Source organism: Curtobacterium sp. MCLR17_007 (assembly GCF_003234655.2).
Classification (GTDB): Bacteria; Actinomycetota; Actinomycetes; order Actinomycetales; family Microbacteriaceae; genus Curtobacterium.
This window is the reverse complement of the sequence record NZ_CP126271.1, coordinates 2,107,379-2,130,967: the sequence shown is the minus strand read 5'-3', so window position 1 is coordinate 2,130,967 and position 23,589 is coordinate 2,107,379. Positions and strand designations below refer to the sequence as shown.

General features: G+C 70.9%; 22 protein-coding genes. 19 read left to right on the top strand and 3 right to left on the bottom strand.

The window, feature by feature from the left end:
- Positions 1-55 precede the first annotated feature (55 nt).
- Both DEJ13_RS10165 and DEJ13_RS10160 read left to right on the top strand, forming a co-directional pair.
- The gene (locus tag DEJ13_RS10165; RefSeq protein ID WP_146245257.1) at positions 56-1,855 is read left to right on the top strand and encodes an FHA domain-containing protein; all 1,800 of its coding nucleotides are present in this window, start codon (positions 56-58) and stop codon (positions 1,853-1,855) included.
- Positions 1,856-1,945: 90 nt separating this feature from the next.
- The gene (locus DEJ13_RS10160) at positions 1,946-2,665 is read left to right on the top strand and encodes a hypothetical protein (RefSeq protein WP_111107223.1); all 720 of its coding nucleotides are present in this window, start codon (positions 1,946-1,948) and stop codon (positions 2,663-2,665) included.
- A 95-nt stretch (positions 2,666-2,760) separates the two neighbouring features.
- On the opposite strand, the gene DEJ13_RS10155 is transcribed toward DEJ13_RS10160, so the two are convergent.
- A complete protein-coding gene (locus DEJ13_RS10155; RefSeq protein WP_111107237.1) occupies positions 2,761-3,753 on the bottom strand; it encodes an asparaginase in 993 nt (330 codons plus the stop codon).
- Between the two features lie 118 nt (positions 3,754-3,871).
- Here DEJ13_RS10155 and DEJ13_RS10150 point away from each other — a divergent pair, with 118 nt between their 5' ends.
- The 12 genes from DEJ13_RS10150 to rbfA all read left to right on the top strand — a co-directional run bounded on the left by DEJ13_RS10150 (position 3,872) and on the right by rbfA (position 18,107).
- Positions 3,872-4,393, top strand: coding sequence for an OsmC family protein (locus tag DEJ13_RS10150; protein WP_056124119.1), 522 nt, complete (start codon positions 3,872-3,874; stop codon positions 4,391-4,393).
- Positions 4,394-4,399: 6 nt separating this feature from the next.
- Complete coding sequence (locus tag DEJ13_RS10145) at positions 4,400-5,368, top strand: FKBP-type peptidyl-prolyl cis-trans isomerase (protein ID WP_111107224.1); 969 nt, start codon at positions 4,400-4,402, stop codon at positions 5,366-5,368.
- A 2-nt stretch (positions 5,369-5,370) separates the two neighbouring features.
- The gene (gene dxr, locus DEJ13_RS10140; RefSeq protein ID WP_111107225.1) at positions 5,371-6,459 is read left to right on the top strand and encodes a 1-deoxy-D-xylulose-5-phosphate reductoisomerase; all 1,089 of its coding nucleotides are present in this window, start codon (positions 5,371-5,373) and stop codon (positions 6,457-6,459) included.
- A gap of 136 nt (positions 6,460-6,595) precedes the next feature.
- The gene (locus DEJ13_RS10135; protein ID WP_181437061.1) at positions 6,596-7,924 is read left to right on the top strand and encodes a M50 family metallopeptidase; all 1,329 of its coding nucleotides are present in this window, start codon (positions 6,596-6,598) and stop codon (positions 7,922-7,924) included.
- A gap of 15 nt (positions 7,925-7,939) precedes the next feature.
- On the top strand, positions 7,940-9,385 hold the full coding sequence (locus DEJ13_RS10130) for a purine-cytosine permease family protein (protein ID WP_111107226.1): 1,446 nt from the start codon (positions 7,940-7,942) through the stop codon (positions 9,383-9,385).
- Entirely contained in the window at positions 9,382-9,948 is a 567-nt protein-coding gene (locus tag DEJ13_RS10125) for a cysteine hydrolase family protein (RefSeq protein ID WP_111107227.1), read from the top strand. Before DEJ13_RS10130 ends, DEJ13_RS10125 begins: the two co-directional genes overlap by 4 nt.
- Positions 9,949-10,011: 63 nt before the next feature.
- Positions 10,012-11,142, top strand: coding sequence for a flavodoxin-dependent (E)-4-hydroxy-3-methylbut-2-enyl-diphosphate synthase (gene ispG / locus DEJ13_RS10120; protein WP_111107228.1), 1,131 nt, complete (start codon positions 10,012-10,014; stop codon positions 11,140-11,142).
- An 81-nt stretch (positions 11,143-11,223) separates the two neighbouring features.
- Complete coding sequence (locus tag DEJ13_RS10115; protein WP_111107229.1) at positions 11,224-12,975, top strand: proline--tRNA ligase; 1,752 nt, start codon at positions 11,224-11,226, stop codon at positions 12,973-12,975.
- Between the two features lie 168 nt (positions 12,976-13,143).
- Entirely contained in the window at positions 13,144-14,142 is a 999-nt protein-coding gene (gene nusA / locus DEJ13_RS10110) for a transcription termination factor NusA (protein WP_111107230.1), read from the top strand.
- Between the two features lie 202 nt (positions 14,143-14,344).
- Positions 14,345-14,683: a YlxR family protein gene (locus DEJ13_RS10105; protein WP_082518052.1), complete on the top strand. Its 339-nt coding sequence runs from the start codon at positions 14,345-14,347 to the stop codon at positions 14,681-14,683.
- Positions 14,684-14,757: 74 nt separating this feature from the next.
- Positions 14,758-17,583: a translation initiation factor IF-2 gene (gene infB, locus DEJ13_RS10100; protein WP_284158056.1), complete on the top strand. Its 2,826-nt coding sequence runs from the start codon at positions 14,758-14,760 to the stop codon at positions 17,581-17,583.
- Positions 17,584-17,666: 83 nt separating this feature from the next.
- Positions 17,667-18,107 (top strand): 30S ribosome-binding factor RbfA, encoded by a 441-nt coding sequence (gene rbfA / locus DEJ13_RS10095; RefSeq protein WP_111106342.1) that lies wholly within the window; start codon positions 17,667-17,669, stop codon positions 18,105-18,107.
- On the opposite strand, the gene DEJ13_RS10090 is transcribed toward rbfA, so the two are convergent.
- Entirely contained in the window at positions 18,104-18,991 is an 888-nt protein-coding gene (locus DEJ13_RS10090; protein WP_111106341.1) for an iron-sulfur binding domain-containing protein, read from the bottom strand. The genes rbfA and DEJ13_RS10090 overlap by 4 nt on opposite strands.
- Before the next feature lie 52 nt (positions 18,992-19,043).
- Between DEJ13_RS10090 and DEJ13_RS10085 the strand changes: the two genes are divergently transcribed.
- The 5 genes from DEJ13_RS10085 to DEJ13_RS10065 are packed head-to-tail and all read left to right on the top strand — an operon-like array spanning position 19,044 to position 22,283.
- Entirely contained in the window at positions 19,044-19,490 is a 447-nt protein-coding gene (locus tag DEJ13_RS10085) for a hypothetical protein (RefSeq protein ID WP_111106340.1), read from the top strand.
- A gap of 22 nt (positions 19,491-19,512) precedes the next feature.
- Positions 19,513-20,451 (top strand): tRNA pseudouridine(55) synthase TruB, encoded by a 939-nt coding sequence (gene truB, locus DEJ13_RS10080; protein ID WP_111106339.1) that lies wholly within the window; start codon positions 19,513-19,515, stop codon positions 20,449-20,451.
- The gene (locus DEJ13_RS10075; RefSeq protein WP_056124152.1) at positions 20,448-20,813 is read left to right on the top strand and encodes a hypothetical protein; all 366 of its coding nucleotides are present in this window, start codon (positions 20,448-20,450) and stop codon (positions 20,811-20,813) included. The genes truB and DEJ13_RS10075 overlap by 4 nt, the downstream gene beginning before the upstream one ends.
- 47 nt (positions 20,814-20,860) lie before the next feature.
- Positions 20,861-21,307 carry a hypothetical protein gene (locus tag DEJ13_RS10070; protein ID WP_111106338.1) on the top strand — a complete coding sequence of 149 codons (447 nt, stop codon included), beginning with the start codon at positions 20,861-20,863 and terminating at the stop codon, positions 21,305-21,307.
- 13 nt (positions 21,308-21,320) lie between these two features.
- Entirely contained in the window at positions 21,321-22,283 is a 963-nt protein-coding gene (locus tag DEJ13_RS10065) for a bifunctional riboflavin kinase/FAD synthetase (RefSeq protein ID WP_111106337.1), read from the top strand.
- Between the two features lie 72 nt (positions 22,284-22,355).
- On the opposite strand, the gene DEJ13_RS10060 is transcribed toward DEJ13_RS10065, so the two are convergent.
- Positions 22,356-23,588 carry a DUF349 domain-containing protein gene (locus tag DEJ13_RS10060; protein ID WP_181436963.1) on the bottom strand — a complete coding sequence of 411 codons (1,233 nt, stop codon included), beginning with the start codon at positions 23,586-23,588 and terminating at the stop codon, positions 22,356-22,358.
- Between the last annotated feature and the right edge of the window lies 1 nt (position 23,589).

Here is a 23,589-nt window from a genome sequence, read left to right as displayed (position 1 = left end):
CTGCGGATCGGTGCTGCCTGACGGCGCGATCTTCTGCGGTGAGTGCGGTCGTGCCGTGAACACCGCCGCCAACCGTCGTGCCGTCGCTCCCGAGCCCGTCGACCGCGGCACCCCGCCGCCGTTGCAGCAGCCCGACCAGCACGGACGACGCCAGGACCCCGCAACGGAAGCGTGGCTGCCGGAGTCGACGCTGGACCCCGCGACCCGTGCGTGGCTCACCGGCGAGGACCGACGCCGGTCCGGCCTGGTCGAGCCTGTCCCGGTACAGACGCCGGACTCCTTCGCGCCGCGCTCGGCTCCGACGCACGTCCACGGAGCGGGCAGCGGCCTCGGTGCGTGGACGACGGGACCTGCCGAACAGCCTCCCGTCGCCGCCGGGCAGGCGCAGCAGCCGCCCGCAGAGCCGCCGCTCGACCCCGATGCGTTCCCGGCCGAGCCGATCGCGCCCGAGGACGACCCCGAGATCACCCGCTTGGCGCAACGGTCCGGCCCACCGGGCGCCCAGCCGCCGGCTCCGTCGCGAGACGACTCCGCGCCGTTCTGGGCTCCTGCGCAGCAGACTCCCGCACCGACCCCGAGCACGCCCTCGTGGTGGATCGGACGAGCCGGCGACGAGACGGCGACGACCGCGTCCGAACCCGACGTGGCTGCCGTTGCCGCATCCGACGCTCCGGTTGCACTCGTACCGCCCGCTGATGACACGGCCGGCGACTCGGCGCGGGCGGACGCCTCGGCGCCGACCGACGACTCGGGTCGGGCGGACGCCGCGACGCAGACCGGTGCGACGGCGCAGGCCGGCGAGCCGGAGGGCCTGGCGAGTCCGGCGGCCGGCCCCCAGCTGGCGAACGAGGCTCCCCGTCCCGGCGACACCGTCGCGGTCGAGCCGCTCGTCGACCGACGCCCGCCCCGTCCGACCCCGCTGGTCCAGCCGGGGACGCACCCCACGACCTGCCACGTCTGCGGACATCAGCTCGAGCCGGACGACATCTTCTGCAACGAGTGCGGGGCGGTCCGCCCGGCCGTGACCGCTGCGTTCACCGGTCCGGTGGTGCCGTTGCCGGTCGCTCGGCCCGACTGGGCTGCGCGCTCGGCCACGGACGAGCTCGACGCGGAGGAGACCGGGGCGGACGAGACCAGCACGGACGAGACCGACGCTGACGAGACCGGCGCGGACGAAACCGGCCGTGGCGAGATCGACGTGGACGAGACCGGCATGGTCGAGTCAGGCCCGGGCGAGTCGAGCGGGGTCGACCAGGACCAGGACCAGGACCACGACCAGGACATGCTCCGTGTCCCTCCGATGCCCGAGTCGCCGACGGCGCCGTCCTCGACACCGGGCGGCGATGACCAGGCCCCGTCCGCCCCGACGTCCGCACCACTGCCCCCGATCCCCGGGGTGACCGGTCCGGTGTTGCCCGTGCCCGGCGCCGCGACCGTCCCCTCGAGCAGCGATGCCGACGAGTCAGCGCAGCTCGACGAGGACGACGAGGACGTCGACGAGACCCGGATCGTCACGAAGGCCCCGACGCGTGCACTGTTCGTGCTGCATTGCAGCACCGGCGAGCAGCTCGGTGTCCACGGCACCGGACTCCTCGGCCGTCTGCCGCGACCGCAGCCGGGCGAGCGGTTCGACGACCTCCTGACGATCCACGACCCGGGCAAGTCCGTGTCGAAGACCCACCTGGAGATCGGACGCGACGGGGACGACCTGTGGGTGTCGGACCGGTTCTCCGGCAACGGGTCGGTCATCCGGCACATCGACGGTTCGATCCGGCGGTGCGAACCGGGGCGCCGCTACCGGGTGGAACGCGGCGCGCGGGTGGACATCGGCGAGCAGTTCTTCCTCGTCCAGTAGCACTCCTCCACACCGCGCCCGGCGCCCGCGGTCGTCCACCGCGGGCGCCGATCCCGTCTCCGGGGAGCGCGGGTGCGGTTCGATCGCCGCATGACGATCACGGTGCTGCGCACGATCCTCGGCTTCCTCGCGGTCCTGCTCGCGTTCGGTCCGTCCGTGATCGTCGGGGCCGACTCTGGTGCCACTGCCGTGCAGCGGGGCTCGATGGTCGCGTGCGCGGTCGCGCTGGTCGTCGTCGCGGTGTCGGTCCGTGCTCCCGCTGACACCGACATCCTGCCGCCCGTCGCCGTCGTCGATCCGCTGCCCTGGGTGGACCCACCGGCGGACACGGGTGCGTCGTCGGGTGTCGCCCGAGCGGGCACGGTCCCGGTCGGTCGCGCGGACGACGGTCAGCCGGTCACGCTCGACGCCACCGCCGGCATCGTGGTCATCGGACACGGAGCACTGGCCGTGGCGGTCTTCGCCGCGATGGTCGTGGCACTCGGCCGTTGTGCATCGGAGCAGGACGAGGCACGGACTGTCTTCTCGGACGACGTGCGGTTCCCGGACGACGACCGTGTCCTGCCCGGGGTGTTTCGCCGCGCGGGTTCGGGCCTCGGGTCGGGGACTGCCGTGGCGGTGCTGCTCGACGGTCGCGGCCAGCGGATCGCGTCGGTGGTGCTCGTGCCGGATCTCGGGACGGCGCCGCGGCAGGACGGGCCGACGATCGACGTCACACGGTACGGGTGCACCACACGGTCACGGCCGGGGGCGACGGGCGAACGGGTCGCGCCGGTACTGCCCGAGCTCCTTCAGCCGGACGAACGATGAGCGGCGACCCCGCGACCCGGCGACCCGGCGAGCCGGCGACCCCGCGACCCGGCGAGCCGGCGACCCGGCGACCCGGCGACCCGGCGACCAGCACCTCAGCGCAGGCCGGCCCCCACGCGCACGGCACCCACCGGCACGCCGCCACCGAGCACCTTCTCGCCCACGGTCGCCATCACGTCGGCCACGCCCTCCGCCGACACCACGCCGTTCCGTTCCAGCAGGGTCAGGGCCGCCAGCGTGCCAGCCCGCAGCGCCCCGTCCAGGACCTTGACGACGACCGCGGCGCCACCCGGACGCGCCATGACCATGACGCCCTCGGCGCCCAGCTTCGCGACCAGACCCAGGCGTTCGATCGTCACGGTGTTCGCCCGGCCGACACCGTCGATCGCCCACGGGTGCGCGAGCACCGCGTCGGTCAGGGCCGCGGTGTCGGCGTCGCCGCGCTGCACGACGCCGGCGATGCCCCGTGCCATGCCCGCGAACGTCAACGGGAAGACCGGCGCGCCACACCCGTCGATGCCGACGACGTCGACGGTCTCGCCCGTCGCGTCCTCGACGGTGGCACGGACGGCCTGCTGCATCGGATGCTCGATGTCCAGGTAGCTCGACTCGTCCCAGCCGTTGACCCGGCACGCGGCGAGCATGCCCGCGTGCTTGCCGGAGCAGTTCATCGTCAGGCGTCGGGGCTCGGTCATCGCACGAGCGGTCGCGCGGTCGTAGGGCATGTCGGGCGGGCAGCCCAGGTCGGCTTCGACGTGGTCGTAGGCGTGCAGCATGTGCTGGACGACCGCCTGGTGCGCGGGGGTGCCCGCGTGGCTCGCCGTCGTCAGCACCAGTTCCTCGGCGGAGAACACGGCCCCGCTGCGACGGATCGCCAGGGCCTGGAACGGCTTCATGGTCGAGCGCGGGTAGATGCTCGCGGTGACGTCGCCGACCGAGTCGATCATCGCGCCCGCGGCGTCGACCACGATCCCGGCGCCGACGTGCCGGCTCTCGTCGAACCCCGAACGCTCCAGGACCGCCAGTTCGACGGACCCGGACGCGGTGAGAGGATGGCGGTCGGTGCGGACATCGGTGCTCTCCGTCATGGAGCGATCGTACCGACGTGACCGCGCTGCCATGACGACCGTGACCGCGCTGCCATGACGACCGTGACCGCGCTGCCATGACGACCGTGACCGCGGTGCCACGACGACGAGGAGCCCCATGCACGACCACACGTACCAGGTGTCCGTCAGCTGGACCGGCGACCGGGGGACCGGCACGAGCGGGTACCGCGACTACGGCCGCGACCACGTCGTCTCCGCCGCCGGCAAACACGACCTGGCCGGTTCGGCCGACCCGACCTTCCGCGGCGATCGCGACCGGTGGAACCCGGAGGAGCTCCTGACGGCGGCACTCGCCCAGTGCCACATGCTGAGCTACCTGCACGTCGCCGTCACCCAGGGGTTCACGGTGCTCGCCTACGAGGACACGGCCACGGCCGCGCTCAACACGAACCGCGACGGCTCGGGCGAGATCACCTCGGCCACGCTGCACCCCGTCGTCACGATCGCCGAAGCGGACCGCGTCGCCGACGCCGACGCGGCGCACACCGCCGCGAACGCGCTGTGCTTCATCGCCCGCTCGGTGGCGTTCCCCGTGCACCACGACCCCGTCACCCTGGTGCGGGGTTCGGACTCCGACGCGGCACTCGGAGCGGACTCTTCGACACGTGCGGCAGACTGACTCCCCGTGAAGCGTCTCCGCCTGCTCCCGATCGCCCTCGTCCCCGCCGTCGTCCTGGGCCTCGCCGCCTGTTCCGGGTCCGGGTCGAGCGACGCATCCTCGTCCCCGTCCGCCTCGGCCAGTGCGTCGACCGCAGCGATCACCAGCTGCCCGAAGCCCGGCAAGTCCTCCGCGGCGATCGACGTCACGGGTGACTTCGGTGGGACCACCGCGCCGACCGTGACGTTCGACAAGGGCCTCAAGGCCTCCCCGCCGCAGGCGACGACGGTCACGAAGGGCACCGGCGCCGACCTGAAGAAGGGCGACTTCGCCCAGGTGGCCTACAGCGTCTACCAGGCCTCGACCGCCAAGAAGCTCGGCACGGTCGGGTTCGACCAGGGCAACGCCCAGGTCCTCTCCGTCGGCGGCAGCGGCTTCGGCGCGCTCCTGTCCTGCGCGCACGTGGGTGACCGCATCGCGGCCATCGGCGCGTCGGCTGCGCTCGGCTTCAACACCGGCGGTGACATCGTCGTCGTCGCTGACGTCGTCGCGCAGACCCCCACCAAGTCCACCGGCACCCCGCAGACCCAGGACCCGAAGCTGCCGACGGTCAAGGACAAGGCCAGCGGCGTGCCCGAGATCACCATCCCCGACGTCGACGCGCCCAGCACGACGACGCCCGAGGTCATCAAGCAGGGCGACGGCGCGACCATCGCCGAGGGCGACACCGCGCTCGTGCAGTACAAGGGCGTCGTCTACAAGACCGGCAAGGAGTTCGACTCCTCGTGGTCGAAGGGCGCACCGACGACCTTCACCATCGCCGAGGGCTCGCTCATCAAGGGCTTCGTCACCGGGCTGGTCGGCCAGAAGATCGGCTCGCAGGTGATGATCGTCGTCACCCCGGAGGACGGGTACGGCGCCACCCCGCCCGAGGGCTCGAACATCCCCAAGAACGCGACGCTCGTCTTCGTCGTCGACATCCTCGCGAAGGGCTGACCGTGCCCGTCGAGCGTCGCCGAGTCGTCCTCCTCGGCAGCACCGGGTCGATCGGCACCCAGGCGCTCGACGTCATCCGGCGCAACCCCGAGCGCTTCGAGGTCGTCGGCCTGACGGCGGGCAGCAACGCCGCGATGCTCGCCGACCAGGCCGCCGCCTTCGGAGTCCGTGACACCGCCCTCGGCGCGACCGACGCCGAGCGCCTGGTCCGCAGCGTCCAGGCCGACGTCGTCCTGAACGGCATCACGGGCTCGGTCGGCCTCGGCCCGACCCTCGCGACGCTCGAGACCGGTGCCACGCTCGCCCTCGCGAACAAGGAGAGCCTCATCGTCGGCGGTCCGCTCGTGCGCGCGGCGGCCGCGCCCGGGCAGATCGTCCCGGTCGACAGCGAGCACTCCGCGATCGCCCAGGCACTGCGCTCCGGCACCGACGCCGAGGTCCGCCGCCTGGTCCTCACCGCGAGCGGCGGACCGTTCCGCGGGCGGTCTCGCGAGGAACTCCGCGACGTCACCCCGGCGCAGGCACTCGCACACCCGACGTGGGACATGGGGCTCGTGGTCACCACGAACTCGGCCACCCTCGTCAACAAGGGCCTCGAGGTGATCGAGGCCCACCTGTTGTTCGACGTCCCCTACGACCGCATCGAGGTGACGGTCCACGCGCAGTCGATCGTGCACTCCATGGTGGAGTTCACCGACGGCTCGACGATCGCCCAGGCCTCGCCGCCCGACATGCGCCTGCCGATCGCGCTCGGGATGGCCTGGCCGCACCGGGTGCCCGAGGTCGGTGTGCCGCTCGACTGGACGACCGCCAGCACCTGGACCTTCGAACCGCTCGACACCGATGCGTTCGGCGCCGTCGCGCTGGCGAAGCGGGTCGGCGAGCTCGGCGGCACCCACCCGGCGGTGTTCAACGCCGCCAACGAGCAAGCCGTGGCCGCCTTCCACGCCGGTGCCATCGGGTTCCTCGACATCGTCGACACGGTCGAGCGCGTCGTCGACGTGCACGTCGCGGGGGAGTCCTCGCTCGACGGCGTCCTCGCCGCCGAGCGCTGGGCGCGCGACGCGGCAGACCGCGTGCTCGCGCGCTGAGACCGCCGGCTGACCACACACCCGACGCGCGTGGTGCGGCGGACGTGCACCGAGCCTCCAGTCCGGGCGAGAGGCCCGACCCACCACCCAGCGCACGCTCGGCTGGTTGATGGCCAGCGTCCCGTACGCTGCTCCGGTGACCGTCGGAACCGTGCTCCTGTTCGTCCTCGGCGTGGTCGTGTTCATCATCGGCCTGCTCGTCTCGATCGGGCTCCACGAGCTCGGTCACCTCGCCTTCGCGAAGCTGTTCCGCGTCAAGGTGACGCAGTACTCGCTCGGGTTCGGGAAGACGATCTGGTCGTTCCGACGGGGGGAGACCGAGTACGGGATCCGTCCGATCCTGCTGGGCGGCTACATCTCGATGGTCGGCATGCTGAAGCCCCGCGCCTCCGGCCGTGCCATCACCAACACCGGCATGTACAGCGCCTTCGTCCAGGACGCCCGCCAGGCCAGCGCCGAACAGATCGCCGAGTCGGGTGGGGACGACTCCCGCGCGTTCTACCGACTCACGCCGTGGAAGCGCATCATCGTGATGGTCGCCGGGCCGGCCATGAACCTGGTGATCGGCATCGTCCTGTTCGGCGTGCTGCTCGTGGGCTTCGGGGCCCCCACGACGACCTTCACGTCGAGCGTGGACTGCGTGCTGCCCACGACGCAGTCGACGGAGTGCTCCCCCGGCGACGCCGTGTCACCCGCCAAGGAAGCCGGCATCCGATCCGGTGACGTCGTCGTCGCAGTGGGCCGGACCGAGAACCCGACCATCACGCAGGTCTCGAACGCGTTCCAGCGGTCGGCTGGCGAGCAGGTCACGGTCGTCGTCGAGCGTGACGGCGAGCGGAAGACCCTGCAGGTCACACCGGCACTGGCGACCCGCGACGTGTACGACGCGTCCGGCAAGATCGTCGAACAGTCCGACGGCACCGCCAAGACGCAGCAGGTCGGCGTCGTCGGCGTGTCGATCGGACAGACCCTGGTGCGGCAGTCGCCGGCGGCGGTGCTGCCCGCGACCGGCGCGCAGATCGGGGCGTCCGCGCACCTGATCATCGACCTGCCGCAGCGCCTGGTCGCCGTCTGGAACGCGGCGTTCGGCTCACAGGCCCGGTCGGCGGACAGCCCCGTCTCGGTCGTCGGCGTCGGCAGGGCGATCGGCACGGTGTCGTCGATGAGCGGCGTGCCCGTGGTGGACAAGATCTACACGATCCTCGGGCTGCTCGCGTCGCTCAACATCGGGCTGTTCGTGCTCAACATGGTGCCGCTCCTGCCCCTCGACGGCGGACACATCGCGGGTGCGCTCTGGGAGACGGTCAAGCGGCGGGCGTTCACGCTCGTCGGCAAGGCCGACCCGGGTCCGATCGACCTGGCGAAGACCATGCCGCTCACGATGGTGGTGGTCGTGCTGCTCGCGGGCATGAGCGCCCTGCTGATCTACGCCGACATCGTCCGTCCGGTCAACCTGTTCGGGTAGCACTACGCTCGGCGCATGAGCACAGCGCCCGAGGTCCGGACGGTCGAGCGGCAGGGCATCGACGTCATCGCCGAGTCCGAACGCAAGGGACGCCCACGCGGGTTGTTCTGGCCGTGGTTCGCCGCCAACATCTCGGTGCTCGGACTGAGCTACGGGTCGTTCGTCCTGGGGTTCGGCATCTCGGCGGCACAGGCGACCATCGTGTCCGTCGTCGGTGTCGCGTTCTCGTTCCTGCTGTGCGGGATCGTCGCGATCGCCGGCAAGCGCGGGTCCGCGCCGACGATGGTCCTCAGCCGGGCGGCGTTCGGCGTCCGCGGCAACCGGCTGCCGTCGTTCCTCAGCTGGGTCCTCACCGTCGGGTGGGAGACCGCCCTCGCCGCACTGGCCGTGTTGGCGACCTCGACCGTGTTCCGTGAGCTCGGCTGGGACGATGGTGTCCTGACCAAGGTGGTCGCCCTCATCGTCGTCGCGGCCCTGGTGATCGGAGCCGGCATCGCCGGGTTCGACGTGATCATGCGGCTGCAGACCGTGATCACCGTGGTCACCGCTGTCCTGACCGTGGTCTACATCGTGCTGGCGGCACCGTCGATCGACCTCGGCGCGATCGCGGCGTTGCCCTCGGGCAGCGCGCAGCAGGTGATCGGAGCGCTCGTCCTCGTGATGACCGGCTTCGGCCTGGGCTGGGTGAACGCGGCGGCGGACTACTCGCGCTACCTGCCCCGGTCGGCGTCGACCGGCGGCGTCGTCTGGTGGACGACGTTCGGCGGCGCGCTCGCCCCGGCGATCCTCGTCGTGACGGGGGTCCTGCTCGCTGGTTCGTCGAAGCAGCTCAACGCGGACATCGGCGCGGACCCGATCGGGGCCCTGACGACCCTGCTGCCCGTCTGGTTCCTCATCCCGTTCGCGATCGTGGCGATCCTCGGACTGGTCGGCGGCGCCGTCCTCGACATCTACTCGTCCGGGCTCGCGCTCCTGAGCGCCGGTGTCCGCATCCCCCGTCCCGTCGCGGCCGGGGTCGATGGCGTGTTCATGATCGCCGGAGCCGTGTACGTCGTGTTCTTCGCGTCCGACTTCATCTCCCCGTTCCAGGCGTTCCTGGTGACGCTCGGTGTCCCGGTCGCCGCGTGGTGCGGGGTGTTCGTCGCCGACGTGGTGCTGCGTCGGACGGCGTACGCCGTAGGCGAGCTGCACGACCGGCACGGGCGGTACGGCGACGTCCGCTGGGGCGCGATCGGGCTCGTCGTGCTCGGGACGGTGCTCGGGTGGGGGCTCGTCACCAACACGTACGGCGTCCCGTCCTGGCTGAACTGGCAGGGGTACCTCCTCGAGCCCTTCGGCCTGGGTGGCAGGACCGGCGCCTGGGCCTACGCCAACCTCGGGGTCCTGGTCGCGCTCGTCGTCGGGTTCGTCGGGACGCTCGCCTCGCGGGGGTCCATCCGGCGCCAGGAGGCACGGGCATGACGGTCGCCGACGCCGCGTCCGCCGTGGCCGACGTCGACCTCACCGACGCGTGGCTCGTCGTCATCGACATGCAGCGGGTCTTCACCGGCGACAGCCCGTGGTCGACGCCCGGGTACGACCGAGCGTCCGCGGCGATCGAGCGGATCCTGCCCCGGTTCGCCGGACGGACCGTCCGGACGCGGTTCGTGGCACCGGAGCAGCCGACGGGGGCCTGGGTCGACTACTACCGCGACTGGCCGTTCGCTCTCGTGGCCGCGGACGACCCGCTGTACGACCTGACCGAGCCGTTCGCGGCGGTCGACGGTCCCGTCGTCACCGCGACGACCTTCGGCAAGTGGGGCACGGACCTCCCGGCCCTGGTGGGCGACCACCCGCACCTGGTGCTGGTCGGCGTCTCGACCGACTGCTGCGTGCTGTCGACCGCCCTGGCGGCAGCGGACGCCGGCGTCCACGTGACGGTCGTGGCGGATGCGTGCGCCGGTGCGAGCGACGCCGACCACGAGCGCGCCCTGGCCGCGATGCGGTTGTACGGCCCGCTGGTCACGGTCGTCGACACCCTGTGAGGCGGCTCGGTCGTGTCGGACCGAGCGCGTAGAGTGCTGATCGTGCCCGCTGTGAATCTCGGTATGCCCAAGGCCCCGGAAACCCTCGCCCCTCGTCGCAAGTCCCGGCAGATCCGGGTCGGCAAGGTGCTGGTCGGCGGCGACGCACCCGTGTCGGTGCAGTCGATGACCACGACGCAGACCACCAACATCAACGCGACGCTGCAGCAGATCGCCGAGCTCACCGCCTCCGGCTGCGACATCGTGCGCGTGGCCGTGCCGACGCAGGACGACGCCGACGCGCTGGCGATCATCGCGAAGAAGTCGCAGATCCCGGTCATCGCCGACATCCACTTCCAGCCCAAGTACGTCTTCCAGGCGATCGACGCCGGGTGCGCCGCGGTCCGCGTGAACCCGGGCAACATCCGCAAGTTCGACGACCAGGTCGGCGCGATCGCCGCGGCGGCCAAGGCCGCGAACGTCAGTCTGCGCATCGGGGTCAACGCCGGGTCGCTCGAGCCGAGCCTGCTGCAGAAGTACGGCAAGGCCACCCCCGAAGCCCTGGTCGAGTCGGCCGTCTGGGAAGCCTCCCTGTTCGAGGAGCACGACTTCCACGACTTCAAGATCTCGGTCAAGCACAACGACCCGGTCATCATGGTCAAGGCGTACCGCCAGCTCGCCGAGCGCGGCGACTGGCCCCTGCACCTCGGTGTGACCGAAGCGGGTCCGGAGTTCCAGGGCACCATCAAGAGCGCCACGGCGTTCGGCATCCTGCTCGGCGAGGGCATCGGCGACACCATCCGTGTCTCGCTCTCCGCACCCCCGGCACAAGAGGTCAAGGTCGGTCTGCAGATCCTGCAGTCGCTGAACCTGCGGGAGCGCAAGCTCGAGATCGTGTCCTGCCCCAGCTGCGGCCGCGCACAGGTCGACGTCTACCAGCTCGCCAACGACGTCACCTCGGGGCTCGAGGGCATGACCGTGCCCCTCCGCGTCGCGGTGATGGGCTGCGTCGTGAACGGTCCGGGTGAAGCCCGCGAAGCCGACCTCGGCGTCGCGTCCGGCAACGGCAAGGGCCAGATCTTCGTCAAGGGCGAGGTCATCAAGACCGTGCCCGAGAGCGAGATCGTCAAGACGCTCATCGACGAGGCCAACCGTCTGGCCGACGAGATGGGCCCCGCGGCCGGCACGGGCAAGCCGCTCGTCGTCACGTCCTGACCCGATCGGGGACCACGACCGGTTCTCCACAGCCTGTCGACCCCGTCGCAGTGCGGGTTCGGCCGCCGCTAGGCTTGGCCCGTGGTCACACGGCTCTCACATCTGTTCCTCCGCACGCTCCGCGACGACCCCTCCGACGCCGAGGTGACGAGCGCCAAGCTGCTCGTCCGCGCCGGGTACGTCCGTCGCCAGGCCCCGGGCATCTTCGCCTGGCTGCCGCTCGGTCTGCGCGTGCGCGCCCGCATCGAGGGCATCATCCGCGACGAGATGCAGGCGGCGGGTGCGCAGGAGGTCCTGCTGCCGGCCCTCGTCCCGCGTGAGCCGTACGAGGCGACGAACCGCTGGACCGAGTACGGCGACGGCATCTTCCGGCTCAAGGACCGCAAGGACGCCGACTACCTGCTCGCGCCCACGCACGAAGAGCTCTTCGCGCTGCTGGTCAAGGACCTGTACTCGTCGTACAAGGACCTCCCCGTCACGCTGTTCCAGATCCAGGACAAGTACCGCGACGAAGCCCGTCCGCGCGCTGGGCTGCTGCGCGGTCGCGAGTTCACGATGAAGGACGCCTACTCGTTCGACGTGACGGACGCCGGGCTCGACGCGAGCTACCAGACCATGCGCGACGCGTACGAGCGGATCTTCTCCCGTCTGGGGCTCGAGTACGCGATCGTCAAGGCCGACGCCGGCGCGATGGGCGGCTCGAAGTCCGAGGAGTTCCTGCACCCGATCGCCGTCGGCGAGGACACCTTCGTCCGCAGCGCCGGCGGGTACGCCGCCAACGTCGAGGCCTACGTCACGCCGGTCCCCGATGCGCTGCCGATCGGCGGCCAGCCCGAGCCGGTGCTGCTGCCCGCGGCCGACACGCCGACCATCAGCACCCTCGTCGACCACGCCAACCAGGTCGTCCCCCGCGACGGCTCCCCGTGGACGGCAGCCGACACGCTCAAGAACGTCGTGCTCGCGCTGACGCAGCTCGACGGGTCGCGGGAGCTCGTCGTCGTCGGGCTGCCCGGGGACCGCGACGTCGACCTCAAGCGTGCCGAGGTGGCCTTCGCCCCGGCCGAGGTCGAAGCCGCTGGTGACGACGACTTCCGCAAGCACCGGGGCCTGGTCAAGGGCTACATCGGTCCGCAGGTGCTCGGTGCCGACAGCACGACGGGCATCCGCTACGTCGTCGACCCGCGCGTGGTCGACGGCACGAGCTGGCTCACCGGCGCGAACGAGCGCGGGGTGCACGTGGCCGGCCTGGTCGCCGGTCGCGACTTCGTCCACGACGGTGTTGCCGAGGTCTCCGACGTCCGCGCCGGCGACCCGGCACCCGACGGCTCGGGCCCGCTCGAGACCGCGCGCGGCATGGAGATCGGCCACGTCTTCCAGCTCGGTCGCAAGTACGCCGAAGCGCTCGGGCTCAAGGTGCAGGACGAGAACGGCAAGCTCGTCACGGTCACGATGGGTTCCTACGGCATCGGTGTGACCCGGATCCTAGCGATCCTGGCCGAGGCGCACAATGACGACAAGGGCCTGGCGTGGCCCAAGCACGTCGCTCCGTTCGACGTGCACGTCGTGGCGACGGGCAAGGACGCGACGGCGTACGACCTCGCCACGAGCATCGTCGAGCAGCTCGAGGGGGACCGCTACGAGGTCCTGTACGACGACCGCCCCAAGGTCTCACCGGGTGTCAAGCTCCGCGACGCCGAACTGCTCGGCATGCCGGTCGTGGTGGTCGCCGGGCGCGGTGCAGCCGACGGGATCGTCGAGGTCTGGGACCGCGCGAGCGGCGACCGCACCGAGGTCCCGGTCGCACAGCTGCTCGAGGCCGTCCGGGCGATCTAGCGGGTCGCGTCCCCGCGCTGAACAAGAGGCCCGGTGCCAGCTGGCACCGGGCCTCCCGCGCATCCTGGGTGCGGCCGGGCCGCGGGGCGCAGTGCGGTAGTCTGAATGCCGACTTCTGCGCGGTTCCAGTGCGTCGGAGCGACTCAGCTGAATACGAAAGGCCACGCGGTGAAGATCGATCTCGCAGTCCTGCGACTCATGGAGCGTGAACGGGAGATCCCGTTCGAAGAACTCGTCCAGATCATCGAGTCGGCCATCCTCACGGCCTACCACAAGCACACCGACGAGAACGGCGAGCCGGCCGATGCGCAGTCGCGCGTCGAGCTCGACCGGAAGACCGGTGAGGTCAGCGTCTTCGTGCCGGAGCGCGACGACGAGGGCACGGTCATCGGCGAGGCTGTCGACCAGCCGAGCGACTTCGGCCGCATCGCGGCGTTCGCGGCGAAGCAGGTCATCAACCAGCGCCTGCGCGACATCGGGGACGACAAGATCCTCGGGCAGTTCCGCGGGAAGGAAGGCGACATCGTCGCGGGCGTGGTGCAGCAGGGCCCCAACCCGAAGATGGTGCTCGTCGACCTCGGGACGGTCGAGGCGATCCTCCCTCCGGAGGAGCAGGTCCCCGGCGAGACCTACGCGCACGGTTCGCGCATCCGCGTGTTCGTGACGAGCGTCGGCCGTGGCAACAAGGGCCCGCAGATCACCGTGTCCCGCACGCACCCGGGGCTGGTCCGCAAGCTCTTCGCGCTCGAGGTCCCGGAGATCGCGTCCGGTGTCGTCGAGATCACCTCGCTCGCCCGCGAGGCCGGTCACCGGACCAAGCTCGCCGTCAAGGCGAACGAGCCGGGGGTCAACGCCAAGGGCGCCTGCATCGGTGAGCTCGGCGCCCGCGTGCGCGCCGTGACGACCGAACTCGGGGCCGAGAAGATCGACATCGTGGACTGGTCGCCGGACCTGGCGACGTTCGTGGCCAGCGCACTGTCGCCGGCCAAGGTGACCAGCGCCTTCGTGCTCGACGCCTCGACGAAGGCGGTCCGGGCACTGGTGCCGGACTACCAGCTGTCGCTCGCGATCGGCAAGGAAGGGCAGAATGCCCGCCTCGCCGCCAAGCTCACCGGCGCCCGGATCGACATCCAGCCGGATTCCATCCTGGACGACGACGAGTCGTGATCGACATCCAGGCAGGTCGTCGGGGCTCGATCCTGGACGACGACGAATCCTGATCGACATCCAGGCAGGTCGTCGGGGCTCCATCCTGGACGACGACGAGTCCTGATCGGCGTGGTCCGGACGCGCACCGCTGACGGCGTTTCGCCCGCGGCGTTGCGGATCCGGGCGTGCCGGATCGCGGTCATCCAAGGCAGGGAGTAGAGTGGTCGCCGTCAGAACGTGCATCGGCAGTCGTCGTCGCGCGCCCCGATCCTCCCTCCTCCGAGTCGTCGCCCAGGGCGACGGCCGTGTGGTGGCGGATCCGAAGGCAGTCATGCCGGGCCGGGGAGCGTGGCTCACACCGACCGTCGAAGCCTACGAGCTGGCCGTCAAGCGCCGGGCTTTCCGCCGGGCGCTGCGGCTGGATCGTGAACCGGACACGTCTGCGGTGCTCGAGTACCTGCGGCGTCTGCCCGAGGCGGAACCCCGTCTCGCCGAGCAGATCGACGCGGAAGAGCACCAGGACACGACAGAACAGGCTGAACGGCTTATGGACAACTGATGAGCGGCTCGAAATGAGACCCATCATCCAGTGAGTCCTGCCCCTTGACGGGGTGGGACCCGTGAAGGAGAACAGTGGCGAAACCACGCGTACACGAGATCGCAAGCGAGCTCGGCGTCGACAGCAAGACCGCACTCGAGAAGCTCAAGGAGCTTGGCGAGTTCGTCAAGGGACCGAGCTCGAGTGTCGAGCCCCCCGTGGCACGGAAGCTTCGTGCCGCCCTGCAGGCGCAGGGTGCCTCGGCATCCGCCGCACCCGCAGCAGCCCCCGCACCCGCGGCGGCGAAGTCGTCCGCCCCGAAGCCGGGTGGTCCGAAGCCCGGCCCCAAGCGCCCGGCACCGGAGCCCGAGCCCGAGGTCGCTCCCCAGGCGACCGACTCGGACGTCCCCGCCACCCCGGCACCGAAGTCCGTCGCCCAGCGACAGGCCGAGGCCGAGGCGGCACGCAAGGCGAAGGAAGCCGAGAAGGCCGCCGAGTCGACGGGTGAGTCGTCCACCGACGACGCCCCGAAGAGCGACGCCGTCAAGGCCGGCAGTGCCAAGCCGTCCGCAGCCGGCCCCAAGCCGGGTGGCCCGAAGCCGGGCGCCCGTCCCGGCAACAACCCCTACGCGTCGAACCAGGGCATGGGCTCGCGCCCGCCGCGCCCCGGCAACAACCCGTTCGCCTCGAACCAGGGCATGGGACAGCGTCCCGCAGCCGGCGCCGGTGGCGGCGGTGGCATCCCCCGTCCCCAGCCCCCGCGTCCGGGTGCACCCCGCCCGGGTGCTCCTCGTCCCGGTGGTCCCGGTCAGGGCAACCGTCCCAACGGCTTCGGGCAGCGCCCGGGCCAGGGTGGCGGCGGTCGTGGCGGCCCCGGTGGTCGTCCGGGTGCCGGTGCCGGTGGCGCCGGTGGTGGCTTCCCTCGTCCGGCCTTCAGCGGCCCGCGTCCCGCCGGTGGCGGTGGCCGTGGTCGTGGTCCCGGTGGTGGGACCGCCGGTGCGTTCGGTCGTGGTGGCGGCAAGAGCCGTGCCCGCAAGTCGAAGCGGACGAAGCGCGCCGAGTACGAGATGCGGCAGGCGCCGTCGCTCGGCGGTGTGCAGGTCCCGCGCGGCGACGGCAACACGGTCGTCCGTCTGCGTCGGGGTGCGAGCATCTCGGACTTCGCCGACAAGATCGACGCCAGCCCGGGCAACCTCGTGACGGTGCTGTTCCACCTCGGTGAGATGGCGACCGCGACCGAGTCGCTCGACGAGGCGACCTTCGAGGTCCTCGGCGAAGAGCTCGGGTACCGGATCCAGATCGTCTCCCCGGAGGACGAGGACCGCGAGCTCCTCGAGGGCTTCGACATCGACATCGACGCCGAGTACGCCGACGAGGACGACTCCGTCCTGCAGCAGCGTCCCCCGGTCGTCACCGTCATGGGCCACGTCGACCACGGAAAGACCCGACTGCTCGACGCCATCCGCAACTCCAAGGTGGTCGAGGGCGAAGCCGGCGGCATCACGCAGCACATCGGTGCGTACCAGATCGTCGCGGAGCACGAGGGCATCGAACGCCCGATCACCTTCATCGACACCCCGGGCCACGAGGCGTTCACCGCCATGCGTGCCCGTGGTGCGCAGGTGACGGACATCGCGATCCTGGTGGTCGCGGCGGACGACGGCATCATGCCCCAGACGATCGAGGCGCTGAACCACGCGCAGTCGGCCAACGTGCCGATCGTGGTCGCGGTGAACAAGATCGACAAGGAAGGCGCGAACCCGGCCAAGGTCCGCCAGCAGCTCACCGAGTACAACCTGGTGGCCGAGGAGTACGGCGGCGACGTCATGTTCGTCGACGTCTCCGCGCGGCAGAACATCGGCATCCAGGAACTGCTGGACGCCGTGCTGCTCACCGCTGACGCCGGGCTCGACCTGCGTGCGAACCCCGACAAGGACGCCCGCGGTGTCGCGATCGAGGCGCGTCTGGACAAGGGCCGCGGTGCAGTCGCCACGGTGCTCATCCAGTCCGGCACGCTCCACGTCGGCGACGCGATCGTCGCGGGGACGGCCTACGGCCGCGTCCGTGCGATGGCGGACGAGGACGGCAACGTCGTCACCGAAGCGACCCCGAGTCGTCCGGTGCAGGTCCAGGGTCTGTCCTCGGTGCCCCGCGCCGGTGACACCTTCCTGGTCACGGAAGAAGACCGCACCGCCCGTCAGATCGCTGAGAAGCGTGAAGCGGCCGAGCGCAACGCGCAGCTGGCCAAGGCCCGCAAGCGCATCTCGCTCGAGGACTTCACCCGTGCACTCGAAGAGGGCAAGGTCGACTCGCTCAACCTCATCATCAAGGGTGACGTCTCGGGTGCTGTCGAAGCACTCGAGCAGTCGCTCCTCGACATCGAGGTGGACGACAGCGTCCAGCTGCGCATCCTGCACCGCGGTGTGGGTGCGATCACCGAGTCGGACATCGACCTCGCCACGATCGACAACGCCATCGTCATCGGCTTCAACGTCCGTCCGGACGTCAAGGCCCGTGAACGTGCGGCGCGTGAGGGCATCGACGTCCGGTTCTACTCGGTCATCTACAACGCACTCGAGGACATCGAGCAGTCCCTCAAGGGCATGCTCAAGCCCGAGTACGAAGAGGTGCAGTCCGGTGTCGCCGAGATCCGCGAGGTCTTCCGGTCCTCGAAGTTCGGCAACATCGCGGGTGTCATCGTCCGCTCCGGCACGATCACGCGCAACGCCAAGGCGCGCGTCATCCGTGACGGCGTGGTCCTGGCCGACGGACTGGCGATCGAGTCGCTCCGTCGCTTCAAGGACGACGTCACCGAGGTCCGTACGGACTACGAGGCCGGTATCGGTCTCGGCAAGTTCAACGACATCCAGCCCGGTGACGAGATCGAGACCACCGAGCTCGTCGAGAAGCCGCGCGACTGATCGTGTGAGTACCCTGAGCCCCGGCTTCCCTGTACGGGGAGGCCGGGGCTCTCCCCGTTCCACCACTGCCCCAGGAGGCACCCATGGCTGATCCGCAGCGCGCACGCAAGATGGCGGACCGCATCAAGGAAGTCGTCGCACGTCGGATCGACAAGGGGCTGCGCGACCCGCGCCTCGGGTTCGTGACCATCACCGACGTCCGCGTCACCGGCGACCTGCAGCACGCGTCGGTCTTCTACACCGTCTACGGTTCCGACGAAGAACGTGCCGACTCCGCCGCGGCGCTCAAGGCCGCGACCGGCCTGCTCCGCACCGAGGTCGGCAAGAACATCACGGCGCGGCTCACCCCGTCGCTCGAGTTCATCGCCGACGCCCTGCCGGACACCTCGGCACACCTCGAGGACCTGCTGGCCCAGGCGAAGATGCGCGACGAGCAGGTCCGCAGCGCCGCAACCGGAGCGACCTACGCCGGTGACGCCGACCCGTACAAGCACGACGACGACGAGGCAGCGGACCCGGCCTAGTCGCCGCCGCCGGGCAGCTGGTAGCCGCTCGCGTCGTCGCCCACGGCGAGACCGTCGCGGAGGAGCGACGCGAGCGCGCGGGCCAGCTGGTCGGCGTCCGGCCAGACCATCGCGATCTCGGCGGGGGTGACGGGGACGTCGCTCGCGCGGAGTTCCGCCATCACCAGGCCCCGGACCTGCCGGTCACTGCCGGCGAACTTCGCCTGCTTCGGTGCACGGGGACCGTCGTGCTCCGGGTAGCCGGCGGCTCGCCATGCGCACCGGTCGGCGATCGGACACGCGTCGCACGCGGGGGAGCGGGCGACGCAGACCAATGCGCCGAGCTCCATCACGGCGGCGTTGGTCGCGGCCGCCTCGTCGCGGTCCTCCGGGAGGACCGAGGCCATCAGCGGCAGGTCGCGCTTCGCGTTCGCCGGGCCCGGCTCGCCCTCCCCGAGCAGCGCCCGGGCGAGCACCCGTCGCACGTTGACGTCGACGACCGGGTGCCGGTCGCCGTAGGCGAAGACGGCGACCGCCCGCGCGGTGTAGTCGCCGATGCCGGGCAGTGCGAGGAGTGCGTCGACGTCCCGCGGCACGACGTTGTCGTGCTGCTCGGCGATCACCGTCGCCGCCGCGTGCAGCGCGAGCGCCCGTCTCGGGTAGCCGAGCCGGTCCCATGCCCGGACCGCGTCGGACGGAGGCGAGTCCGCGAGGTCGCGAGGCGTCGGCCATCGCGTGAGCCAAGCCTCCAGGCGGGGGACCACGCGCGCGACCTGCGTCTGCTGCAGCATGATCTCGCTGACCAGCGTGCCCCAGGCGGGGAAGCCGGGCCGTCGCCATGGAAGGTCGCGCGCCTCGGCGCGGAACCACGCGACCAGCGGTGTCGCGATGTCCGGCTCCGCCATGGGCTGACGGGAGGCTCGACGCGCGTTCACCACGACAGCCTACGGTGGACGCATGGCACGCTGGGCACCCGAAGAGACCGACACGATGGCCGCGATCGCGAGCGAGGTGATCGCGCAGGTCGGCACGAACCGGACCGTCGTCGGGATCGACGGCCAGGACGGTGTCGACCTCGAGCACGTCGCTGCAGCACTGGTCGCAGGGTTCGAGCAGCACGGGATCTCGGCGATGGCCGCGGCAGCGCCGTCCGCCGACGTCGACGAGCTCCGCAGTGACCTCGTCGCGCCGTTCCGCAGCACCGGCGCGGGTGACGGCGTCCTCGTCGTCCACGGGCACGGTGTCCTCGGCGTTGGTGCCCGCGGCCTGTGGCGCTGGTCGATGTGGGTCGAGCAGGAGTCCGGCCGCCTCGAACGACGAGCCGACGTCAAGATCGCCGCGTCGGCCGTGCTCGACGTCACCGACCCGGAGCACCCGCGACGCGAGTGGAACGACGCCTGCTGACCAGCGCTGGTACTCTCCTCGGGTGCTCGAAACCGCGCCCGACGGCATCCTCCTGGTCGACAAGCCGCAGGGGATCTCCAGCCACCGGGCGGTCTCGATCGCTCGACGGCGACTCGGTCTCAAGAAGATCGGTCACGCCGGCACGCTCGACCCGATGGCGACCGGGTTGCTGCTGCTGGGTGCTGGCCCGTCGACGCGCCTGTTGACGCACCTGGTCGGACTCGGCAAGACCTACACGGCGACGATCCGGCTCGGTGTCGCAACCGACTCGGACGACGCCGACGGCACCCCGGTCGCCGCTGTGGGCGTCGCACAGGCCGACGTGTCCGCCGACGCGGTCGAGCGCGCCGTCGCCGCCCAGCGCGGACCGATCTCGCAGGTCCCCTCGACCGTCAGCGCGATCAAGGTCGACGGACGCCGCGCGTACGACCTGGCGCGAAAGGGCGAGGCGGTCACGCTCACCGCCCGGTCCGTCACCGTCTCGCAGTTCGACGTCACCGGTCGGAACGACCGCACGGTCACGGTGGACGGCGCCGACACGGCCGTCGTCGACCTGGACGTGGTCGTGTCCTGCTCGTCCGGCACCTACGTGCGGGCGCTCGCACGTGACGTCGGTGCCGCGCTGGGGACCGGCGCACACCTGACCGCGCTCCGGCGCACGCTGGTCGGCCCGTTCTCGGTCGCGGACGCCATCGACCTCGAGGACGACGCCGTCGACGTCCGCGCCGCACTCCACCGTCCCGCCGACGTCGCCCGGCAGCTCTTCCCGGTCGTCGCGCTCGACGCCGTCGCCGCCAAGGACCTGGCCGACGGCAAGCGGATCAGCGCGGACCACCCGGACACGGACGGCCCGGTCGCCGCGGTCACCGCGCGGGACGACCGCCTGGTGGGTCTGGTGTCGGTCCGCCGTGGTCTGCTGCGCGTCATCACGAACTTCCCCACGAACGGAGCCACGGCGTGATCGAGTGGTTCATGTGGGTGCAGCTCGTGCTCGCCGTCGTCGTGGGGCTGTTCGCCGTCGTCGTCGGGTTCGTCGGCTGGAAGCCCAACGACTACACCGTCGGGTCCCTCGTCCTCGTCGAGCTGCTGCTCGTCGCGCAGCTCGTGATCGCACTCGTGGCACCGGCGGTCGGCAACCCGCCGAAGGGCAACGTGCTCGAGTTCTGGGTCTACGCGGTGTCGGTGCTGCTGGTCCCGCCGGCGACCATCGTGTGGGCGCTCGTCGACCGCACGCGGTGGAGCACCGTGGTGCTCGGAGCCGGCGCCTTCACGGTCGCGGTGATGGTCTACCGCATGTACCAGATCTGGTTCGCGCTGAACTGACCCGGTCGCGGTCGGTGGTGTCACCGGGCATCGGTAGAATCGGTGCAATGGCGACCAAGTCCTCCCTCGCGACCGGTGTCGGGCGCGTCCTCATCGCCGTCTACGGCATCCTCGCCCTCGCCGCCACCGGTCGCAGCGTGGTGCAGATCGCCGAGAAGTTCTCCTTCGCTCCGTTCTCCTACACGCTCAGTGCCGTTGCCGCGGTCGTCTACATCGTCGCGATGATCGCGCTGATCGTGCCCGGTCGGTTCTGGTACCGCGTGGCATGCGTGACCATCGTGTTCGAGATGACCGGTGTGCTGGTGATCGGCACGCTCTCGCTCTTCGACCGGCAGCTGTTCCCCGACCTGACGATCTGGTCCTACTACGGCCTGGGCTACGCCTTCGCGCCGCTCGTGCTGCCAATCGCCGGCCTCTGGTGGCTCCGCAAGCACCACCGCACCGCCGGAGCGCCCGCCGCCCAGTCCGAGCCCGCCGCTGCGGCCGGCGAGTAGACGGGGGAGCAGCATGCAGTACTACGAGGACGTCGCGGACGTCGCACAGGGGTTCGGCCCGAGCGCGGTCACCATCGGCAAGTTCGACGGCGTGCACGTCGGGCACCGAGCCGTCATCGCGCACCTCGAACAGGCCGCCGCCCGACAGGGACTCGTGTCGACCGTGGTCACGTTCGACCGGCACCCGCTCACCGTGATCGACCCGAGCAAGGTCCCGCCGGCGCTGACCAGCATCGCGCAGCGCCGTGAACTGCTCGAGGCCGTGGGCGTCGACGCCACGCTCCTGCTGCGCTTCGACGAGGAACTGCAGTCCTGGTCGCCCGAGCAGTTCGTGTCCCGCATCCTCGTCGACACCCTGAACGCACGGCTCGTCTTCGTCGGCAGCGACTTCCGGTTCGGCGCCAAGGGCATCGGCGACGTGGCGCTGCTGCGGGTGCTGGGCGCGCAGCACGGCTTCGCCGTCGAGCTCATCGACGACGTCGACCTCGTCGACGACGTCCGGCCGGACGGGGAACGCCGGGTGTCCTCCACGTGGATCCGCGAGCTGCTCGGCGACGGCCGGGTCGCCGAGGCAGCCCGTCTGCTCGGGCGTGAGCACGCCGTCCGCAGCACCGTGGTGCACGGCAACCAGCGGGGTCGCGCGATGGGCTACCCGACAGCGAACCTCGACCCGGCGTGCGAGGGCTTCGTCCCTGCCGACGGCGTCTACGCCGCGCGGGTGCTGCACCACGGTAGGACCTACCCAGCGGCCGTCTCGGTCGGCAACAACCCGACATTCGAGGGCGTGCCGGCGAAGCAGATCGAGGCGCACCTGCTCGACGTCGACATCGACCTGTACGACGACACCATCTCGGTGCTCTTCGTCTCGTACGTGCGCGGCATGGTCAAGTTCTCGTCGATGGACGAACTCGCTGCGCAGATGCGGCAGGACGACCTCGACATCCGACTGCTGCTCGGGATGGCCACGGCGGTCTGAGGGCCGGCCCAAACACGACCGTGCCCTCGCGACCGGGTGGTCACGAGGGCACGGAGTGTGGCGGTTCGTGGATCAGCTGCCGAGGGCGTCCAGCCAGATCTTGCGCGCGTCGAGGGCTTCCTGCGCGTCCTTGATCTTGCGGGAGTCACCGGAGGCCCGAGCGGACTCGAGTTCGGCCTCGAGCTTGCCGATGGCGTCTTCGAGCTGACTCGCCAGACCCGTGGTGCGGGCCTTGCGCTCCGGGTTCGACTCACGCCAGTGCGCGTCCTCGAGGCTGCGGACGTGGTCCTCGACCGCACGCAGACGGTCCTCGATGCGGCGGACGTCGTTGCGCGGGACACGACCGACCTCGTCCCAGCGGCGCTGGATGTCGGTGAGCGTCCTGCGCGCGGCCACCCGGTCGCGCTGCTGCAGGAGCGGCTCGGCTTCGACGAGGAGGGCCTGCTTGGCTTCGAGGTTGACCGAGTACTCCTCGTCCTCGGCAGCGCTCTCGGCGTGCCGCTGCTCGAACAGCACGTCACCCGCGGCCTTGAAGCGCGCCCAGAGTGCGTCGTCGTGGCGCTTGCCGGCGCGTCCGGCCTGCTTCCAGTCGTCGAGGAGCTGCCGGTAGGTGGGGATGGCGTCGGAGCCGCGGGGTGCGAGTGCCTCGGCCTGCTGGACCAGTTCCTGCTTGCGCGTCCGCGCGTCGCGGTGCTGGGCGTCGAGCTCCGAGTAGAACGCGCGACGGTGCTGGTCGACGGTCGACCGGGCGGACCGGAAGCGCTTCCAGAGTTCGTTGGCGTCGTTCTTGGGGATGCGCGGGCCGTCGTGCTGGTGTTGCTGCCAGCGTGCGAAGACGTCGTCGAGCTGCGCGGTGATCTGCTTCCACTGGGCGCGAGCGGGGTCGACCGCAGCCAGCGCCTCGGCTTCCTCGACCAGACCCGTCCGGAACTCCAACGCGTCGGTCAGAGCCTGCTTGGCCTGTTCTTCCTGCTCCTTGGTGAGCGAACCGAGCTGCTCGGACAGGACTGCGACACGGTCTTCGAGCGACTTGATGTCACCGACGACCCGGGCTTCACCGACCAGGGCCGTCAGGTGCTCGACCGTGCGGGCGACGTCGTTCGCCGAGGCCCCACGTTGCACACGCTGCTCGGCGATCTTCACCTGGCCCTCGAGGTCGGCGTACTTGCGCGCGAAGTAGGCGAGGGCCTCGTCGGCGGTGGCATCCGGGTACTCGCCCACGACACGTTCGGTGTCCTGGTACCGGACGTACACGGTGCCGTCATCGTCGACCCGCCCCCAGGTCGTTGCTTCGTCAGATCCCACA

What these genes read in the sequence shown, in the direction of transcription:
- DEJ13_RS10160 (WP_111107223.1), top strand. Translation starts at nt 1,946, where the DNA reads ATGACGATCACGGTGCTGCGCACGATCCTCGGCTTCCTCGCGGTCCTG.
- DEJ13_RS10155 (WP_111107237.1), bottom strand. Translation starts at nt 3,753, where the DNA reads ATGACGGAGAGCACCGATGTCCGCACCGACCGCCATCCTCTCACCGCG.
- DEJ13_RS10150 (WP_056124119.1), top strand. Translation starts at nt 3,872, where the DNA reads ATGCACGACCACACGTACCAGGTGTCCGTCAGCTGGACCGGCGACCGG.
- DEJ13_RS10130 (WP_111107226.1), top strand. Translation starts at nt 7,940, where the DNA reads ATGAGCACAGCGCCCGAGGTCCGGACGGTCGAGCGGCAGGGCATCGAC.
- DEJ13_RS10125 (WP_111107227.1), top strand. Translation starts at nt 9,382, where the DNA reads ATGACGGTCGCCGACGCCGCGTCCGCCGTGGCCGACGTCGACCTCACC.
- ispG (WP_111107228.1), top strand. Translation starts at nt 10,012, where the DNA reads ATGCCCAAGGCCCCGGAAACCCTCGCCCCTCGTCGCAAGTCCCGGCAG.
- rbfA (WP_111106342.1), top strand. Translation starts at nt 17,667, where the DNA reads ATGGCTGATCCGCAGCGCGCACGCAAGATGGCGGACCGCATCAAGGAA.
- DEJ13_RS10090 (WP_111106341.1), bottom strand. Translation starts at nt 18,991, where the DNA reads ATGGCGGAGCCGGACATCGCGACACCGCTGGTCGCGTGGTTCCGCGCC.
- DEJ13_RS10085 (WP_111106340.1), top strand. Translation starts at nt 19,044, where the DNA reads ATGGCACGCTGGGCACCCGAAGAGACCGACACGATGGCCGCGATCGCG.
- DEJ13_RS10070 (WP_111106338.1), top strand. Translation starts at nt 20,861, where the DNA reads ATGGCGACCAAGTCCTCCCTCGCGACCGGTGTCGGGCGCGTCCTCATC.
- DEJ13_RS10065 (WP_111106337.1), top strand. Translation starts at nt 21,321, where the DNA reads ATGCAGTACTACGAGGACGTCGCGGACGTCGCACAGGGGTTCGGCCCG.